Origin of the sequence: Colwellia sp. 5_MG-2023 (assembly GCF_030547795.1) — a bacterium.
Taxonomy (GTDB): domain Bacteria; phylum Pseudomonadota; class Gammaproteobacteria; order Enterobacterales; family Alteromonadaceae; genus Colwellia.
Genome location: NZ_JAUOPW010000006.1, coordinates 148,141 through 168,359 on the forward strand (window position 1 = coordinate 148,141; position 20,219 = coordinate 168,359).

At 35.2% G+C, this 20,219-nt stretch carries 16 protein-coding genes; 3 read left to right on the forward strand and 13 right to left on the reverse strand.

Annotated features, from left to right (window positions below):
* Positions 1 to 50: 50 nt before the first annotated feature.
* The 13 genes from Q4496_RS07130 to Q4496_RS07190 all read right to left on the reverse strand — a co-directional run bounded on the left by Q4496_RS07130 (position 51) and on the right by Q4496_RS07190 (position 16,623).
* Positions 51 to 392, reverse strand: a complete 342-nt coding sequence (locus Q4496_RS07130) for a YdbL family protein (RefSeq protein ID WP_215973262.1) — start codon at positions 390 to 392, stop codon at positions 51 to 53.
* 9 nt (positions 393 to 401) lie between these two features.
* On the reverse strand, positions 402 to 584 hold the full coding sequence (locus tag Q4496_RS07135; protein WP_159818498.1) for a YnbE family lipoprotein: 183 nt from the start codon (positions 582 to 584) through the stop codon (positions 402 to 404).
* Between the two features lie 2 nt (positions 585 to 586).
* The gene (locus tag Q4496_RS07140; protein WP_215973263.1) at positions 587 to 3,256 is read right to left on the reverse strand and encodes a YdbH domain-containing protein; all 2,670 of its coding nucleotides are present in this window, start codon (positions 3,254 to 3,256) and stop codon (positions 587 to 589) included.
* A gap of 85 nt (positions 3,257 to 3,341) precedes the next feature.
* Positions 3,342 to 5,501: a ferrous iron transport protein B gene (feoB, locus tag Q4496_RS07145; RefSeq protein WP_303610140.1), complete on the reverse strand. Its 2,160-nt coding sequence runs from the start codon at positions 5,499 to 5,501 to the stop codon at positions 3,342 to 3,344.
* A gap of 75 nt (positions 5,502 to 5,576) precedes the next feature.
* A complete protein-coding gene (locus Q4496_RS07150) occupies positions 5,577 to 5,801 on the reverse strand; it encodes a FeoA family protein (RefSeq protein WP_215973265.1) in 225 nt (74 codons plus the stop codon).
* Positions 5,802 to 6,082: 281 nt separating this feature from the next.
* Positions 6,083 to 8,404, reverse strand: a complete 2,322-nt coding sequence (gene parC / locus Q4496_RS07155) for a DNA topoisomerase IV subunit A (protein ID WP_303610141.1) — start codon at positions 8,402 to 8,404, stop codon at positions 6,083 to 6,085.
* A gap of 137 nt (positions 8,405 to 8,541) precedes the next feature.
* The gene (locus tag Q4496_RS07160) at positions 8,542 to 9,777 is read right to left on the reverse strand and encodes a GGDEF domain-containing protein (RefSeq protein ID WP_215973267.1); all 1,236 of its coding nucleotides are present in this window, start codon (positions 9,775 to 9,777) and stop codon (positions 8,542 to 8,544) included.
* Positions 9,777 to 11,711, reverse strand: coding sequence for a GGDEF domain-containing protein (locus Q4496_RS07165; protein WP_215973268.1), 1,935 nt, complete (start codon positions 11,709 to 11,711; stop codon positions 9,777 to 9,779). The genes Q4496_RS07160 and Q4496_RS07165 overlap by 1 nt, the downstream gene beginning before the upstream one ends.
* Positions 11,712 to 11,979: 268 nt before the next feature.
* Complete coding sequence (gene parE / locus Q4496_RS07170; RefSeq protein WP_215973269.1) at positions 11,980 to 13,875, reverse strand: DNA topoisomerase IV subunit B; 1,896 nt, start codon at positions 13,873 to 13,875, stop codon at positions 11,980 to 11,982.
* A gap of 55 nt (positions 13,876 to 13,930) precedes the next feature.
* Positions 13,931 to 14,533 (reverse strand): YqiA/YcfP family alpha/beta fold hydrolase, encoded by a 603-nt coding sequence (locus tag Q4496_RS07175; protein WP_215973270.1) that lies wholly within the window; start codon positions 14,531 to 14,533, stop codon positions 13,931 to 13,933.
* Between the two features lie 68 nt (positions 14,534 to 14,601).
* Positions 14,602 to 15,360 (reverse strand): metallophosphoesterase, encoded by a 759-nt coding sequence (locus tag Q4496_RS07180; RefSeq protein WP_215973271.1) that lies wholly within the window; start codon positions 15,358 to 15,360, stop codon positions 14,602 to 14,604.
* Positions 15,361 to 15,367: 7 nt separating this feature from the next.
* Positions 15,368 to 15,859 carry a DUF1249 domain-containing protein gene (locus tag Q4496_RS07185; RefSeq protein WP_215973272.1) on the reverse strand — a complete coding sequence of 164 codons (492 nt, stop codon included), beginning with the start codon at positions 15,857 to 15,859 and terminating at the stop codon, positions 15,368 to 15,370.
* A 128-nt stretch (positions 15,860 to 15,987) separates the two neighbouring features.
* Positions 15,988 to 16,623 carry an NUDIX domain-containing protein gene (locus tag Q4496_RS07190; RefSeq protein ID WP_215973273.1) on the reverse strand — a complete coding sequence of 212 codons (636 nt, stop codon included), beginning with the start codon at positions 16,621 to 16,623 and terminating at the stop codon, positions 15,988 to 15,990.
* 153 nt (positions 16,624 to 16,776) lie between these two features.
* On the opposite strand from Q4496_RS07190, the gene tolC reads away from it, so the two are divergent.
* The 3 genes from tolC (at position 16,777) to Q4496_RS07205 (ending at position 20,049) form a co-directional block, all read left to right on the forward strand.
* On the forward strand, positions 16,777 to 18,123 hold the full coding sequence (gene tolC / locus Q4496_RS07195; RefSeq protein WP_215973274.1) for an outer membrane channel protein TolC: 1,347 nt from the start codon (positions 16,777 to 16,779) through the stop codon (positions 18,121 to 18,123).
* A gap of 228 nt (positions 18,124 to 18,351) precedes the next feature.
* Complete coding sequence (gene lpxL / locus Q4496_RS07200; RefSeq protein ID WP_215973275.1) at positions 18,352 to 19,290, forward strand: LpxL/LpxP family Kdo(2)-lipid IV(A) lauroyl/palmitoleoyl acyltransferase; 939 nt, start codon at positions 18,352 to 18,354, stop codon at positions 19,288 to 19,290.
* 126 nt (positions 19,291 to 19,416) lie between these two features.
* Complete coding sequence (locus tag Q4496_RS07205; RefSeq protein WP_303610142.1) at positions 19,417 to 20,049, forward strand: TcpQ domain-containing protein; 633 nt, start codon at positions 19,417 to 19,419, stop codon at positions 20,047 to 20,049.
* The last annotated feature ends 170 nt before the right edge of the window (positions 20,050 to 20,219 follow it).

The window sequence follows — 20,219 nt, forward strand, 5'->3', positions numbered from 1 at the left end:
GCTAGCAATATCAGGGCAAAGGGACGCTAGCTCCCTTTGCCTTCCAAAACTTATTTTTTAATCCATTGTCCTGAAGTATTTTTTATAAAATGACCAGGCTTTGTTTTAGCTAATGCTTTCTTTCCCGCCAACGCCGTCACTTGCTCCATAGTAATTTTATTTTTACGTGCTAAATCCATATAAATTTGTTTACGTTTTTGATTAACACTATTAACTAAGCTTTTAGCTTCAGGGCTATTCACAACAACACCTAAATAACCATTAGACATTTCACCCACTAAACCTTGCTGCTTTGCTGCACCTAGCGATATAGCCCAAGCAGAGAAAGTGATTGTTGAAATAAAAAGAACACCACTTAATTTTTTTATTAATTTTTTCGTTACATTATTCATAATATCTCCCTAAAAAACATCGCTTTCATCACTAAAAATGTCATCTAATTCTTTATCTACTTTGACTTTTATTTCATGATCTATTTTTAAATTTAAATTTATAGTAATTGGCTCTTTTGCGCTAACTTCTACTTTATGTGTACAAGCACTCATAGTGAAAACAATGGATACTGCTATTAGTATTTTACGCATACTTACTCCTTATTTTTTTGTAAACCTTTGATAATTATTTCTTCAAAACGTTGTGTTATTGACAAGGATTCAAGCAAGCCTAACAAGTCGTAAGTTAAATTCAAATTCAAGTTTACATCGTTATCAATATCAGGATTTCGACCTTTTATTATTGTATCTAACTGCATATAACCATCATCTAACATTGAAACTGTAGAGGAAAGCTGATGATAATGCAGGTTTTGCAGTGCATCAAATGCTAATTGTAACTGACTATTATTAGCTTTTAACTCTGCTACTGCAGGATTGTTAATCACTTGTATTAAGCCATTACTAACATTGTATAGTTCGCCTGCTTCAATAATGAGTTTATCACCATCAAACATAACAGGAATTTGCCCTGAAATATCACCTGTAACAACAATACCTTGCTTTTTATCTAATGCCAACACTTGCGCTAAGTCTATACTATCTAGCTGAACATTAGCTGAATGCCCTTTGACAAAAGGCCAGTGCATATCAGGAACAAAAATGCTTCCGCTAAAAGCATCAGCTTTAAGATTGTTAACAGCAAGTTTGAAGTTATTATCACTAAACGACCAACGAGTATTAACAGAAAGGTTTGAAATAGGCGTAAATGACTCAATTAACGCTATCGTTATATTCTCTTTATTATTAGCGTTTGTAGTTATATTTCCTGATTCTATGGTGAATTGTTGCTGCCAATTTAGGTCCTGTAGCCAAATACCATCAACTTCGCCACTAAGTGATTTAATACCTACATTGGCATCAAAGTGAGTTTGAGTAATATGATTTAAGTCTGGTAGTTGACCCGATACATTGTAGTTTAATGTCCCCTCAATAAGCTCAACACTAATAGGCAATTTAATATTTAATGAGAGTAAATCAGTCAGCGGTAAACCTGTTCCGATTACTTCTATTGCCGGCGATTGTACTGTGCCAGTAATAAAAATATTACCCAAATCCACACCATCAGCATTAGTACTGGTTTTAATACTTATATCATCCAAAGAGCCTTTTACCTCACTAAACAACTCAAAAGAGTTCACTTGTATGGCCTTAGGTACATTCATTTGTTTCGCTTTATTTAGAACGGATATATTCATATGAAGCTTATTATCTTCTAACAATGCCACATGTCCCTTCAGTTCTGTTGATAATGCTTTTACACTGAATAATGTTTGACTACCTTGTTCTGAGTTCCCTACCACCTTTATATTGTTAAGCTCGATCACAGAGTCTTCCGCTAAGTTTAGCCTTGCTTGATTATTTAGTGACTGCAATGACCCTGCCAAATGTATATTAATTGGCGTAGTTGTTAGCTTTGCTATACTAGGTATACTTATCAAGTTAACTTCACTATCAAGAACAAAATCTTCAACAGTAAATGCATTAAACCTTTCGGTGTTAGCCAAGGCTACTGCACTATTATCTAATACAACTTGATGTGTGACTTCATCATTACCCGCATTCATTTCTAGATAGCTAAGCTTTAGTTCATCTTTGATAAAGTTAACTACTGCATCGCCTTGGAGCTTAAGTGCTAATTGCGGTATTGGGTTATCTTTCATTACCGACATTATTATTGGAGAAACTTGAATTCTTTCGAGTAGCGCCAACAGCGATACTTGCTGATACTCCAACAGTAATTCATTTTGTTCTATAAATTGGAGAGTCAGTGCCTCATTATTGTTATTCGATGATGTATTATTATTCTTTTTAAAGGTTTCATTGTTTTTACTGTTCACCTCGTTGGAATCTAAATCAAACTGATTATTAAAATTAAGCTCCCCTGAGAGTTTAAATGCACCACTATCACCTATACCAGTAGCGGAGTTTAATACAAAGCCGGTAATATGATTTTCCATACTGAGCTTATCAGCTTGATACTTTATTAATGAACTAATACTTCCTGTGACTTCATGAGCATTTAAATCCTGTTGTAATCTAGTGCTGATCGGTAACCGGTGCTCACTAACAAATGTTTTTAATGGCTCTAACTCACTTGAAAACGTAATAGAAAAACCTGCTAACTCATGAACTAATGTAAGGTTCGCAAAGGCAATATTGTCTTGGTTTTTCAATGAAAATAACCAGGTATTATCTAGGCTTGAGATCTGAGCAATATAAGGTGATTGAGCTTTTTCTAAAGTCACCCCTTTTGCTATTGTAGTTTTATCTTGTGCAGTAAAAGGTAAATAAGAAATTTGTTCCACATTCAAGTTTAACGGCAATTGAAGTTGCTTAATCTGCTCGACATACGTTCTTAGTGTCGTCGATAATAAGTCGTTAATACTTTCATTAGTAGTACTTTCTTTCTTATTTAAAGAAACCTGATTGATGTTTGAAAAAAAATGCTCTTTAGCGTTTATTTCAAGCAGATTCACATCAATATTAGTGATATTAAAAGGAGAGTACTGCCACTGAATAATGGTATCAACAATGTTTATATCCGCCTTTGGGCTTTGTAAACATAAATTATCCACAGCAATTGACAGATCACTTGTCAGACTAAATTCAAAACATGTAGCTTTTACGGGAACTAAACTAAATTGGTTTTGTGCGATGTTATTTATAATTGAAATGCGAGCATTATAAATACCGGCAAAAATGACAGTAACAATGATAAATAAGGAAACAAGCGTTATCGTAATCAACTTGAAAAATCGCACTTACGTTTCCTTACTCTAAATATCGCCTATTTAATTAATAAGAATACACTAATTAGTAATAAAAGGCTTTAAAATCAGTGATACGTTATGAATAACTCACCGAGACAGGGATCGTTAACACCTTACGTCCCTTATGTTTAAGCCAAAAATATATCCCAGTAAAACTCAGTAATACAGCAATAATATAGAGGCTGGCAATTAAAGGCGCAGCGAAAAAGTTTCCGACTTGAAAACATAAAGTTGCCATTAAATAAGCCAAGGTAAAACTCCACAGGCCGGCAAAACCTGCCCAACGGCTTCCAACTTCATTTTTTATTGCTCCCATTGCAGCAACACAGGGCGTATATAAAAGAATAAAGAGTAAATAACTAAATGCTCCTAACTGACCAACAAATGCAGCTTGCATTACTTGATAAGTACTTAACTCTACTCCTTGCTCTTGAGCAACAGCTTCTATATCCGTCAAGTCACCTACATTAATACCTAAAGGATCATCTGGCGCAATACCTAGCAGGTTTTCTTTAATACTGGCTGTTGCTGCTTGCCAACTCGCCTCAAAAGAAGGTTCACCTTTATCCGGCACATTTTGTGGGGAATATAAACTATTAAAGGTGGCAACAAGTACTTCTTTTGCGAAAATACCAGTAATAATACCAACGCCAGCTTGCCAATTTTCTTCTTCAATTCCCATAGGAGCTAATACGGGCATCACTACTTGTGCACTTCGGCTTAAAATAGATTGCTCGCTATCTTGATGACCAAAGCTACCATCAGTACCAATAGAGTTAAAAAAGGTTAATAAACACACAACAATAACAATTGTTTTACCAGCCCCAGTAACAAAACTATAAGTTCGTTGCCATACGCGTTTACTAATAGCACGAATATGCGGAACTTCGTATGGTGGTAGCTCCATAATATTAAGCGAACTGGTACCCGACAACACCGTTTTTTTCAGTAAAAAACCTGTAAAAATAGCAGCGGCGATACCAATTAAATATAAAAGAAATACCAAGTTTTGACCACTATCAGGGAAGAAAGCTGCGGCAAATAAAGCATAGACAGGCAAACGAGCCCCACATGACATAAAAGGGGACATCATAACCGTAGTGATACGCTCTCTTTCACTATCCAGCACTCTAGCCGACATCACTGCAGGAACAGTACAACCAAAGCCAACAATTAGTGGTACAAACGCTTTACCCGGCAAACCAATTTTTTGCATTACGCTATCAACCACAAAAGCAGCCCGCGCTAAATAGCCTGAATTTTCAAGTAAAGATAAACCAATAAATAAGCAAGCGATAACAGGAATAAAAGTAGCAACCGTTTGCATACCACTTCCCACCCCTTCAATGATAGTTAAAATCCATGGCGGTAAATTTAAAGGCTCAAGGAGATGGAGCGGGTAAGTAACAAAAAAGGTACCACTAAGAATATCAAAAAAATCAATAAACGCACTTCCTACATTAATAGCAAACATAAAAAGTAAATACATCATACCTAAAAATATTGGTACACCAGTAAGTGGATGTAATGCAACATTATCTAAGTAATCAGAAAAGCTTGCGCCACCACCAGTTACACTAACTCTAGCGATGATATCAGATGCAAAATCTTGCCTCGCCTGAATTGATGATAAACTTTCTGGTTGAAGACTTTCTTGACTTGGTGCTGATTTTTCTTGTGTAGAGCAAACAAGTAGTTTTCTTTCTATAATATCAAATGTGCTTTTATTTTGAGCGCTTACAGCAACAACAGGACAGCCTAATTCTTCACTTAACTTATCAATATCAACCCAAGCATGCTTTTTTCTATCGGTTTTATTTAATACAAGCATCATAGGTATACCCAATTCAAGCAATTGGGTAGTAAGGTACAGCTGTCGGCTTAATTGATTAATATCAACAACATTAATAATGCAATCGATATCTTTTTGCTGAATAAATTGCTGTGAGATAGATAAATCTTTACCTTGTTCGCCACGTTGAGAAAGTGAACTTAAACCAGGTAAATCAGAAAGGTAAGCATCAACATTATTTAATTGTAGTGAGGCTTTTTTAGCAGATACTGTAATACCAGAAAAATTACCAACGTTTTGCTTAGACGATTTATTATGGCGAGATGTTAAAAGGTTAAATAACGTACTTTTACCTGAATTAGCAAAACCAACCAAAGCGTAATGTAGATCTTTAGAGGGTGATACCTCCTCGGAACAGGATGAAGAATTAGAACAACAACTCATGAAAAAAAACTCATATAAGATTTACTGAAAACAGTTTTATTTAAAACTGATAACCCTAAGTTTAATTAGATAGACTTAAACGGCAGTAACTTGAATTTGTGCAGCTACAGAACGTTGAATACATATTTTGGTGTTGTGTAAACGATAAGCTAATGGGCCATTAAAAGGTGCTTTATGAGCTAAAGCCACTTCAGTTCGTAACGTAAAACCTTGCTCTAAAAGTTGAGCGGATAATGTTTCATCAAGTGGGAGTGCACTAATTTTAACTACTTGGTTTCTTGCTACATCAACTAAAGTCATTGGTTATGCCTTATAGCTACACTTATCACACAAACTATAAAATAAAGTGATCAGTAAGGTAAAAATGGAATATTCTCTGCTTTTAGATATGCGTTAAGCACAGTGAAAATATCTAAAACTAAACTTAAGATTAAGGTTAATGAGAATTACTATTGTTAAAATGATACTCCTAAATCAGAGATTAAACAATGAAAACAATTGTTATTTACACTTTAGTTAATTGCGCTTAAATAAAGCTTTTAAGAGAGATCCTCCCCCCTTAAAAGCTTTATTTACTATGGCTATTCTGTTGGTGTGCTATCGTTATTATTATCAGGCTCTAACGCTGATTCTTGTACAAGATTAGCATTAACAGGTTCAATTTCTACATAATCAACTCGTTGTAAACCTCGTGGCAGCTTATTACCTCGACGCCCTCTTTCACCACGATAATGATCAATATCAATTGATTTTAAAGTTAACTTACGACGACCAGCATGAATTGTTACCGAAGCGCCATCTGGCACTATTGCCAATACCGTTACAAACTCTTCTCTAGATTTTGCTCTAGCAGTTGGAATATTTATAATTTTATTCCCCTTACCTTTACTCAGTATCGGTAGATTTTGTACAGGAAAGACTAACATTCGTCCTTCGGTTGTAATAGCAAGACATGAATCACTATCAATATTTTCAATTAATTGTGGTGCTAATACTTTTGCCGCTTGCGGTAAGGAGATCATCGCTTTACCATTTTTATTACGACTAATCATATCACTAAAGCTACTAACAAAACCGTAACCAGCATCACTCACTAATAAATATTTAGCGTCATCTTCAGCCATAACACAATGAACGAAGTTTTCGCCTGCCGCCAAACTAAACCGTCCAGTTAGTGGTTCACCTTGGCTTCGCGCTGTCGGTAATGTATGAGCATCCGTAGTAAAAGCTCGTCCTGACGAGTCAATAAAGGCAACAGGTCGATTACTCCGTCCCTTAGCTGAACATAAATAAGAATCACCCGATTTATAACTTAACGCAGTAGCATCTATGTCATGGCCTTTGGCACAACGAGCCCACCCTTTATCTGACACAACAACAGTTACAGCTTCACTTGGCACAAGATCTTTCTCAGTTAATGCTTTTGATTCACTGCGCTCTACTAATTTAGAACGGCGATCATCACCATATTCTTTAGACGCGGCTAATATTTCTTTTTTCATTAACGTATTCATACGTGCTTTTGAGTTAAGAATTTTTTCTAAATAATCTTGCTCTTTACGTAACTCGTCTTGCTCTGCACGAATTTTTACTTCTTCTAATTTAGCTAATTGTCTTAATTTAATTTCTAAAATAGCATGTGCTTGTATTTCAGATAGCGCAAAGCGTGACATTAATTCTGCTTTTGGATCATCATAACCACGGATGATCTCAATCACTTCATCAATATTCAAATAAGCAACGAGTAAGCCATCTAAGATATGTAACCGTGCAAGTACTTTGTCTAAACGGTATTGTAAGCGTCGGCGTACTGTTTCCCGGCGATACTCAAGCCACTCAGATAATATTTCCCTTAGGTTTTTAACTGCTGGACGGTTATCTAAGCCAATCATGTTGATATTAACACGATAACTTTTTTCTAAATCTGTGCTGGCAAATAGGTGCTGCATTAATTGTTCAATATCAACTCGGTTTGAGCGAGGAACAATAACCAAACGAACAGGATTTTCATGATCAGACTCATCACGAAGATCAATAACCATAGGCAATTTCTTCGCCGTCATTTGTCCTGCTATTTGTTCTAATATTTTGCCGCCTGATGCTTGGTGAGGTAAAGCTGTAATAACAACTTCTCCATGCTCAATATCATAAACGGCTCGCATTTTGATACTACCTCGCCCAGTTTGATATATTTTTTCAATATCAGCCTTAGGTGTTATGATTTCAGCATCTGTCGGGTAATCAGGGCCTTTAACAAAGGTTAATAAATCTGAGACTTCAGCTTTAGGCTCATCAATTAAATGCACACAAGCATCCGCTATTTCACGTACATTATGCGGTGGAATATCTGTCGCCATACCAACGGCAATACCTGTTATACCGTTAAGCATAATATGTGGTAAACGAGCAGGCAAAGTTTTAGGCTCTTCCATAGTGCCATCAAAGTTTGGCACCCAGTCAACCGTTCCTTGCCCTAATTCAGCCAGTAAAACTTCACTAAAGCGTGATAAACGAGATTCTGTATAACGCATTGCCGCGAATGATTTAGGATCATCTGGCGCCCCCCAGTTCCCTTGACCATCAACCAACGGATAACGATAAGAAAATGGTTGGGCCATTAACACCATAGCTTCATAGCAGGCGCTATCACCATGCGGGTGAAATTTACCTAGTACATCACCAACAGTACGCGCAGATTTTTTATACTTTGCCGTCGCCGATAAACCAAGCTCTGACATCGCATAAACAATACGACGTTGTACTGGCTTTAAGCCATCACCGATATGCGGTAAGGCTCTATCCATAATAACGTACATTGAGTAGTTTAAATAAGCTTCTTCTGTAAAACGTCGTAGAGGAACTTGTTCTACCCCGTCTGGACTATATTCGAGCACATCAGACATGAAATGATTTTCCTATTCCCATAAACATTAGTATCGCAAAAGTTAATGCGATTAATTTCTCTTGTAACAATTAATAAACGCCAATATTAACTACAGCTTATATGATTTTGATAGCCAAGTGAATTCAAATAGTTAGTCTAATTGTTAGAACGCCTTTCTCTGTCCCTAACAATAGCTTCATAACTAACCATTTGGTTTCTTCCTTCGGCTTTTGCTTGATACATAGCTAAATCAGCTGCATGTAAAATATCATCAAATTCAGGATTAGTATCTTTCAGATTAGCCACACCGATACTTACCGTTATATTCTCGTTAACGCCTAGTTCATTAAAATTATATTGTGCTATTTTCTCTATTACACGCATAGCAATTGCTTTGGCATGATCAAGATTAGTATTAGGTAAAAGAGAAACAAACTCTTCTCCCCCTAAACGAGAAAAAACGTCTCGGGCTCTCATGGTTTCACTTACAAGGCTGGCTATTTTTTCTAACACTAAATCGCCAACAGAGTGACCATATTTATCATTTATCAATTTAAAATGATCAATATCTAACAGTAATACACTCAGCTCTAAACCTTGCTCTTTGGTGTCTTGAACTAGTTTATGCCCCTGATTAAATAGCTCGGTTCTATTCAATAAGCCGGTAAGACTGTCTGTTTTCGCTAATACTAACAGTTTCTTTCTAACTTTAAGTTTCCTTAACAGTAATAAAATAAACAATAAAATAGTACAAAAAATGAATAAAAATCGTCTTTGTTGATCTTCTTGCTGGGCATGTACATCGGCAATACGCAATTCTTTTAACTTGTTTTGATTTGCCAGTAATTTATTTTCTGATATTTTTTGTGCAACTTCAGAGTTCTCAGTTAATTTCTCAATATTTTTTTGGCGTGTCTTATCGCGATACTCGTTATATTTATCGACAAAAATCTTCTTGTTTTTATAAGCATTATCATAATCTTTAACTTCAGCGTAGCTATCAGCGAGAACCAAATAAGCGTTTGCAAAGAGCGGGCGAATTAACTGCTCTTTAGTAATATATTTTGATAATAATTTAGCTTGTTCTATTAACAAAATCGCCTCGTTATGTTGCTGAGCTTGTTGCTTTACCTTTGCTTTAATCAATAAAATCAAATACTGTTCAGCATAGTTAACAGCACTATTTAATATTGATATATCATTCAATAAAGCACTTACATTCTCCGGTAAAGGGACGGATTGTTCAGCTAAATCGACAATATCCTTACGAAGTTTAAACTCTTTAGCTGGTATCACTTTATTATGCTCACCTGGTAAGCCTTCTGCCGCCACAGCAGCATTTAACAAAATAGATGCAATAAAAAATAAGAACAGAGCCCAACGCATAATCATTAGCTACACACCCTATTTCGGCCTTGCTCTTTTGCCTGATAAAGTAGCTCGTCCGCTTTTTTAATTAAGGTGGAGAGATCAGTCGACTCGCCATTAGTAAAGTCGATACTATTAGCGACACCAATACTAATAGTGACATGCAATGATTCCGGTAATGAACCATTACTATCCCAAATATATGCTTCAACAGCGACCCGAAAACGTTCGGCAATAATATTAGCTTGAGATTTAGACGTATTTGGTAAAAGTGCAACGAATTCCTCGCCACCAAAACGACCAAAAACATCTGTTTTGCGCATTAATGCTTTGCCAAGTTCTACCACTTTTTTCAGCACTAGGTCGCCACACTCATGACCAAATTGATCATTTATCTTTTTAAAATAATCAATATCAATCATTAGCGCGCTAAATTCTGTATTGCTAGTTTTCGATTGTTGAAATAGTTTTTTACCTTTCTTCATCAATTCACGGCGATTTGAAATACCTGTAAGCATATCAATACTCGATACTTGATATAACCTATGTTGACCTTGTACTAACTTAACTAATAACCATGCAAATATTAAGGCAACAACGGCGATATAAAGTAAATAAAGCTTCTGTCTTTTCTGCTTTTGCTCTGCTTCTAACAACGATATTTGTTGCAAGGCCTGTTTATTTTCTAATACTTTTTTGTGTAGGTCCGCCTCTTTAGCTTCAAGCGCTAAGCGTACTGCTGCAATTGACTGTGTTTCTTTTTCATCACGTAATAACCGAGTTAGCACTAAGCGGTGTTCTTGTAACTCATAAGCTTTTTGATAATCACCTAATTCAAAATATGTTTTAGATTGTAAATCAACAATATTGATACGTGTTTGAATTTTTAAGTGACCTAACGGCATTTGACTTACTAAAATTTTATCAATTCGATTAATACTATCAATAACTTCATTAAAGCGTTTAAGTTCAAACAATATAAAAGCTTCATCGACATAATATTGTAATTCAATATCATATTGTTCAATATTCCCTATATACTGCTTAGACAGTAATAAATATTGATAACTTGCTTCAGGGTTAGGATTATTTTTCTTTAAATTAGCCCATGATAATCCCAAATAAGCGCTGTACATAATTTTATTAACTTCAGCACTATCTGGTTCATTAATAATGGTTTCATAGGCAATTATCGCTTGTTCATACTCATTTTCAGAAACATGATTCATACCAATATTCACTAACGCGTTCAGTGATAATATTGCTTGATTAGAACGTTTATAATGTTCGTAAGACTGCTGATAATAAACCATTGCTTGCTTATTTCTATTTAGGTGAGTATATAAAGTCCCTAACTCAAAATTCACAGCTCCCTTGAGCTTTTCGTCATCGGTTTGCTTAGCAATACTGTAAGCATCATTTAAGACGAGTAACGAATTTTCATATCGATCAGTTAAATAATATATTCCCCCTAATTTCATCAACCCCGTTGAGATTAAAACATTATCATGCAGTGATTTAGCTAATGCTAAGCCACTTTCATAATCTTTAGCCGCCAGCTCAGTTTCACCAATATTTTCATAGGCTAAACCGCGGTTATAAAGTAATTCAGAAATTAATAAACTAGGGCTAGAAAGTTGTAAGGTTAGTGATAGGCCGTCGGTGGCACTTTGTTTTGCTAAATGAAACTTCCCTTGCAAAATATAAATATCAGTCAACAAGTGCTGATAGGTAATTTGTTGCTCTAAAGGTAATTTACCAATTAATTTAGCATATTTTTCTAATTCAAATTTCGCTAAAGGTATATTGTTATCAATTAATTGTTCTATTTTTATTGCGGCTTCATCAAAGCCAACAACACTATCTTCTTTCTTTGGTATAGCTACAGCTAAGCTCGTTGCAATATACACAAAAGAAAATAGTAAAATCAAACACTGTGAAATACGCTTAAATAACAATACAATTGGCCTATAAATGTGATAATTATCAAACTAGTATAAAGTGAATTTTTTAAACAAATGCTATTCAAGCTAAACGACGTTAAATTTAATATTTAATAACATCAACTTCGAGTAACATCGATATATTTATTTACACAAAAGATCATTGGCATTGAAGAGTATAAGTTGCCATAAATTATCGCTTAAAAATAGTAAGAAAATAGCATAAACACTTATTATTAATTACAGGTTTATGTACTAAATTTGTCAATTTATGGCTAAAACATTATTGTACTACAGCCATATCGCCTTTAGTTTGGAGCCATTCTTTACGATCTCCTGAGCGTTTTTTGGATAGAAGCATGTCCATCATTTCAATGGTTTCGCTGTGTTCTTCATCTAACGCAGTCAGTTGTACTAAACGACGAGTATTGGCATCCATCGTCGTTTCTCTAAGCTGAAGAGGATTCATTTCACCCAAACCTTTAAAGCGTTGTACGTTAACTTTACCACGCTTTTTCTCTGCAGCTATTCGATCAAGAATACTATCCTTTTCCGCTTCATCTAGGGCATAAAATACTTCTTTCCCAACATCAATACGATACAAGGGCGGCATAGCAACATAAACATGTCCGGCTTGTACTAAAGGTAAAAAGTGTTGTGTAAATAAGGCACAAAGCAATGTCGCGATATGAAGTCCATCCGAGTCAGCATCGGCCAAGATACACACTTTACCGTAGCGTAATTCTGATAAGTCATTACTATCAGGGTCAATTCCTAAAGCAACAGAAATATCATGTACTTCTTGTGAAGCAAGAATTTGCCCAGATTCTACTTCCCAAGTATTAAGAATTTTCCCTCGCAATGGCATTATCGCTTGTGTTTCACGGTCACGTGCTTGCTTGGCACTACCACCAGCAGAGTCACCTTCAACTAAAAATAATTCCGTACGAGATAAATCTTGGCTACCACAATCAGTTAACTTGCCTGGTAGCGCAGGACCTTGTGTTATTTTTTTACGCACTACTTTTTTACTAGCACGCATACGTTTTTGGGCGTTACTAATACAAAATTCAGCTAACGATTCAGCTATATCGGTATGTTCATTTAACCATAAGCTAAAAGCGTCTTTTACAACGCCAGTTACAAAGCCTGCACATTGACGAGAAGATAAACGCTCTTTAGTTTGACCTGCAAATTGCGGATCTTGCATTTTTATGGATAAAATATAACTACATTTATCCCAAATATCGTCAGGCGTAAGTTTGATACCACGCGGAATTAAATTACGAAACTCGCAAAATTCACGCATAGATTCTAATAAACCTTGGCGCAAACCATTAACATGTGTACCACCAGCGACTGTTGGGATTAAGTTTACATAACTTTCGCCAACACTTTCACCACCTTCAGGTAACCAAGTTACAGCCCAGTTTGCTGCTTCGGTTTGCGTAGTAAAGTCACCCACAAAAGGCTGTTCAGGTAAGCTTTCATAGCCTTTAACTGATTCTTTTAGGTAGTCAGTTAATCCGTCTTCATAACACCATTCATGCTTTTTATTTTCAATTTTATCATGAAACTTAATCGTTAAGCCTGGGCATAATACTGCTTTAGCTTTTAATAAGTGTGTTAATTTTAATACCGAAAATTTTGCTGAATCGAAGTATTTAGGATCAGGCCAAAACTTGACACGCGTTCCGGTATTACGTTTTCCTACTGTGCCTGTTTCAGCTAGCTCTTCAACTTTATAACCATTCTCAAACGCCATTTCATAAACTTTACTGTCGCGCCTAATCGTTACATCAACCCGGGTTGATAAAGCATTAACAACCGAAATACCTACACCATGTAAACCACCAGAAAATTGGTAGTTTTTATTGGAAAATTTTCCACCTGCATGTAATTTACAAAAAATAAGCTCAACACCTGATACCCCTTCTTCAGGGTGAATATCTATTGGCATACCTCGACCGTCATCAGTTATTTCAAGTGACTGATCGGTATCTAAAATAACACTAATATTTTGAGCGTGCCCAGCGAGAGCTTCATCCACTGAGTTATCAATAACTTCTTGACCCAAGTGATTAGGACGCGTGGTATCAGTATACATTCCAGGGCGGTGGCGTACAGGATCTAAGCCGCTAAGTACTTCAATGGAATCTGAATTATATTGGTCGGTCATGGTTTATTTTCTATCTATGTAAGTATATGTATCGTTTTTATTTTCCCAACTTGGCTTATAGTTGAAAAAATTCTGCAATCATTGGAAGTTTTTTATCAAATCCAACAAAACTATGATTACCGCCCTGTTCAATGATAAGACGGCTATATTTAAATTTCTCAACTGCTTGTTGATAATCTAACACTTCATCACCTGTTTGTACCATAATTAGGTAATTATTTTTTTTCTCATCACTATCCATTGGAGCACTTTGTTCAATCGCTTTAAGATCAAGCATATGTTGCTCTGTTACTTGATAAACTGTATTGGTATAAGGGTTTATTTGTTCACCAATATAGTGCTCTAATAAACTATAAGGCTTAATTGCTGGATTGATCAATACCGCAGAAAGTTGATATTTATTTGCTAAATAATGAGAGAAGTAACCACCTAATGATGAGCCGATTAAAAACCAAGTGCTATTATTTACACCCATTAAGCTATCTGATTTAAGAATGTGCTCTAACTGCAACAATACTTCCGTAGGTGAATTAGCTAACTGAGGACAAATAAAATTAATATCTGGAAAATTATCCTGAAAATACTGGCGAGCTTGCTCCGCTTTTGATGAATAAGGAGATGAATTAAAACCATGTAGATAAAGAATATTTTTTTTCATATTGTTATATATTTCATCCTAAATAATATTTCCCTATCTTCAATAGTCTTTTATATAAAAAAGCTATATTAAAACACAATAATTTCACGACTCATTGTACCATCTCTTTCAAGATAAAGGAGTTGATAACTTGGTAAAATAGAGCCTATTTCTTCTTTTGTATCACCAAACTGCACAGAAGTTGCCGGGCAAGTATAGACATCAACATTTTGTTTAGATAAATGCACTCCTCGATGAACATGTCCACATGCAATCCCTTTAATTTTAGCGTTTTTTTCATTTAACTCTGCAATTTTATTCCAAAAATCCTCTTGTGCTAATAATCCATGCTTATCAATATAGTAGCCGACATCAATAGGATGGTGGTGCATCATTAACAATTGAAATTTAGTACGATCCATTTGCTGCGATACTCTTTGTAATTTTTGTGCGGAAATTAAGCCTGACGGTGTATCACTTTTACTATCTAATAATTGTATTTGCCAAAAATCATTATCAAGTGTTTTATTGGTTTGAAAAGTAGGCGCTATTAAATGTTGCGTCAATAAATCACGATCATCATGGTTACCCGCTAAGAAATATACCGGCATAGCGAATTTTGCTTGCTTAACAGCATGCACAAAATGTTGATAAGAATTTTCACTATGATCTTGAGTAAGGTCACCAGTAAAAACAATACTATCAATATTTGTTCGTTGAGCAATATCAGTTAATACTCGACTCAAATTTTGCCAAACATTGGCACCTAGATGCTTAGCTTGCTTATCGGAAAATAAATGACAATCACTAAATTGAGCGATAATAAAAGTTTTTTTTGAATTGTTCATGTGTTTATTATCCGTTCGTTTTTAGCGCTAAATGAACCTGACCATGCTCTAGACAAAGATGTAACCACTCGTTTAAAAATTGATTGATTTGTTGTTTTTCATCTTGTTGATGCATATCTTTATTTGGGTAATCATAACGAGGTTGCACTTGAAAAACATCTTGATTACTAATGACTTCAGCCATACGAGCATCGTGGTATAAACGAATACTCATACGAGGTTGAAGCGACTGAGTATATGTTTTACTTTTATTGGCCGTTTGAGTAAACATTTTTTGTTCAAAAGTAATCAGTGATGTATAGCGAGTGACTTCATTCACCGTAACCACATAAGTAAGATGCTCATTAATAAAGAAATGGCGTTGTTGATTAAGTGCTGTTTGATCAGCTTGTACTTTCAATAATAAAAAATAATTGTTAGCACACAAGGTCATCAAGCTAACTAAGTTAGGTTGATACCTTGTTCTTCTATTTACTGTGCTATTTGGGAAAAAACTCACTAATATCCTATGCTGGGCTATGCTGTTGTATTTTTTATACATATAGTTGTACTTCGTGTACTATATGTATGTCATTTATTAAAACCGAGGAATAGTTGATCTTGAAGCATATGCCTCATAAATTCAACCTACAGGTTGGGATAATTCATCGCTAACCATTGCAAACCAATAATGGTGGATGCGTTAATAATTTTTCCCTCTTTTAATAGTGCTAAAGCCTCTGTCCGCGAAATAATATGAAGTAATATATCTTCGTTTTCATCATCTAAACCATAAATACTACCCGGTGATACTTTATTGCTATCGAACTTAGCCCAATATAGATGAATACATTCACTCATTCCGCCAGGGCTCGAAAGGTATTTCATTATAGGCCTCACAGCGCTAGCTTCTAAGCTAATACCCGCTTCTTCTTTCGTTTCCCGTATCGCCACATCAATTGGGTCCTCGTCACTTTCAAACATCCCAGCGACAAACTCAAGTAACCAAGGAGTTTGTTCTGTACGTAATGCACCTGCTCTAAATTGTTCTAAAAATAATAAATTATCTTCGATAGCATCATAAAGCATCACTACAACTGCATCACCACGTTCAAATACTTCACGTGTAATGCTTTCACTGAATTTTTGTGAAAACAGTTTATGCTTAAGCTGATATTCATCTACTTTAAAAAAACCTTGATACTTAGTATTAATTGCTGCTATTGATACGTCATTTTGGTTATATTGCAACATAGGTATTGATTTACTTTGATTATCTTGCATAAACACTCTCTTTTTAATCATAATTTGTTACACTATCAATTATTGATTTTATTTGGTTAGTTTTAAAACCCCTGTAACATAATCTTGTATATATAACGATATTTCATTATATCACTATAAACGGGAACTCATATCCCAAGGAAAGCTCGACTCATGAAAAAAACTTTAAGTACAATAATTATAGCTCTTGTAGGTTCAATTACAGCAACTAATACTCAAGCCGAAGACTTATTATCGGTTTATCAACAAGCTTTATTAAACGACACCGTTGTTTTAAAAGCTCGAGCTCAATTTGAAATAGTCAAAGAAGACATTACACTGGCACGTTCAGCATTATTACCACAAATCAGCGCATATGCGAATTACAGTGATGGTGAAAGCGAAAGTTATGACTATGATCTGAACGATGTATACACAACAGAGTTTAAATCGTTAGGTTATGGCGCGAATTTAAATATGCAACTTTATCATCATGATAGTTGGTTACGTTTAAACATAGCTGAAAAATCAGCACACCAAAGTGATTTGGTTTATCAAGTAGCAAAACAAGATTTAATTGTACGTGTTGCACAAGCGTACTTTTCTTTATTAAGCACCAAAGATGACCTAGTTTTTGCTCAAGCAGAAAAAGCCGCTATTGCTCGCCAACTTGAACAAACCAAGCAACGATTTTCTGTAGGTTTAACAGCAATAACAGATGTACATGAAGCTCAAGCTCAATATGATACTGCGGTGACAGAGGAAATTCGTGCTAAAAATGCAATTTTTAGTGCAGAAGAAGAGTTGCGTGTTATTACTAATAACTACCCTAAAAGCATCAATGTATTAAATACAGATCGTTTTAGCACATCAACACCTACTCCAAATAGTGCTGATGAATGGCAAAAAGCAGCTGAAGCAAAAAACTTAGATTTAATTGCATCGCGAGTTGGTATTGAAATTGCCAAGCAAACAATTAGTTCAGCTAAAGCCGGTCATTATCCAACTTTAGATTTTGACGCTAGTTATAACAGTAATGATAGCGACTCCAATATAAACTCAATTAATGTGAATACTCCAGCTTTAAATGATTATTCTGTAGGCGTAACTCTTAATGTACCTATTTATTCTGGTGGTGCAATAGAAAGCAGTGTCCGTACAGCGCAAAATAATTTTGTCCTAGCGAGCCAAGATTTAATGCAAACACACCGTTCGGTCGTTCGTACTACTCGTAATGCATACAACACAGTGGTAGCAAGTATTTCAAGTATTAAAGCTTTTGAACAATCAGTGCTAAGTGCAACCAAAGCATTAGAAGCCACCGAAGCTGGTTTCGAAGTGGGTACGCGTACTATTGTAGACGTATTAGATAGCACACGTAACTTATACAATGCCAAACGTAACCTATCGTCAACGCGTTATGCTTACATCCAAAATGTATTATTATTAAAACGTGCTGGCGGTACTATTACCGATGAAGACATCACAGCTATTAATACAGGATTAATGGCTGCAAAGTAATATTCAAAAATAAAGTAACTAAGGGGACCTATTTAATACGTCCCCTTTTTTATAATAAAAGCACCTTAATTACTAATACCGTTTTACTTAAAATACATTGAACAATTAGATTACAACTAAAAGTAACCGCACTTTTAATAAAACCGTCAGTTCTTCTTTCACATAACTGCCGTTAATCGATATAATCAACATCAAATAATCTCCTTAATCCTATCAAGAGAAAACACTGTGAGTAAAAATAAAGTTTTACAGCCTGATTTTAAACTAGCCTTTTTATTGCCTAAATACTGGTTAACTTGGCTAGGGGTTTTTATTCTTTATAGTATTTCGTGGCTCCCTTACAAGTGGCAATTAGGCTTAGGTCGAATGCTAGGACGTCTACTTTATAAAATAGGATCCAAAAGAAAACATATTGCGGATGTTAACTTAAAGTTGTGCTTTCCAGAAATGAGCGAGCAAGAAAGAGAAGTAATATTAAAGAAAAACTTCGAAAACACGGGCATTGCATTATTTGAGACTGGCATGGGTTGGTGGTGGCCGGATTGGCGTATTAAACGAAAGTTTAATGTGATTGGATTAGAGCATATAGAAAAAGCACAAAGTGAAGGTAAAGGCATTCTGCTGCTTGCAATGCATTACTTAAGTGTAGAAATCAATGCTCGTGGAATAGGCTATGGACACCCAATGGTAGTGTTTTATCGACCACATAATAATCCTTTAATGGAGTTTTTCCAATTTCGTGGACGTGGGCGTTCAAATAAATATATGTTGGGTAAAAAAGATGTTAAAGGCCTTATAAAAGCGTTGAAAGATAAAGAAGCTTGTATTTACCTACCCGATCAAGATTACGGTAGAAACCGTAGCTTGTTTGTACCCTTTTTTGGCGTTAAAAAAACCGCGACAACAACAGGTACATTAATTTTTGCTCGACAAAAAAATGTTGAAACAATGATGATTGTTCCCATTAGAAATGAAGATGACAGTGGCTATACTTTAACAATTTCACCACCATTCGATAACTTTCCAAGTAAAGATGACGAAGCTGATTTAATTCGTGTAAACCAAGAATTAGAAAAAGCGATATCTCAAAGACCAGAACAGTATATGTGGTTGCATCGACGATTTAAAACTCGCCCAAATCCAGATGAACCTTCTTTTTACAAATAACTCTTACTACAAGTAATGAATAATCAATGACACTATATACGATTATTCTTTGATAATTTTTTAACTATTTTGTATGGTATAGCCTTATATTATATTTAACATTATAGCAATTGGAAGTGTACCTATATGGGGTTTTGGATTCGAAGTGCTATTATTGCAGCTATCTTAATTGGGCTTGCTATTGCTTTTTTTCTCAATAAGGATTTACTGCTTTCGTCAAATCAAGATGATGCACAATCATTAACAGCTGAAGCTAGTGACGCGATAAAAAAGCAACTAAAATCTAAAAGGCCAAATGCTGCAGCGGAAGGACTATCTAATTTTTATGCTAAAGTGTATGGCGATAAAGAAGACAGAAAAATAGTAAATAATGTTATCTTTTTGCCTGAGCCCGAAGGTGATTTAGTTAAAATATTACAAGCTAAACAGATAAGTACCCGTTCTTACCCTAGAAGCTGGCGTGGCACTGAAGAAAATCGTCCTTTTAGAAAAGGGGAAACACTTTATCAAAAACTTTCTGAATATTCATCGAGCGAAGGCTTAGATATTATGTGGCGTCTCAACAAAGATTTTATTATAAAGCACCCTTTTCGTATTGATAACGACATCATAAATACAGCAAAGAAAATAGGTAATACCATATCTGGGCATTTTCCTGAAGGTATTAATAGCTATTTTTGTTATCGCCAGCGAACTTTAGTGTTTGTTAATGAGTCTATGGAATACCTGAATGATGAATGTCTTCACTTAAAAAACTAGTAGCAAGTTATATAAATACCATTTATATAACTGATAAAAAAGGGATTAACTTAGTAATCCCTTTTTTGGTTGTCAATGTAGCCAAACGTTAACTAACCTCAGCTCGGGATAAGAATTAATTAAATTGAACTAAGTGCCCGTTCCACGATCCGATCTTTCGACCAAGAAAA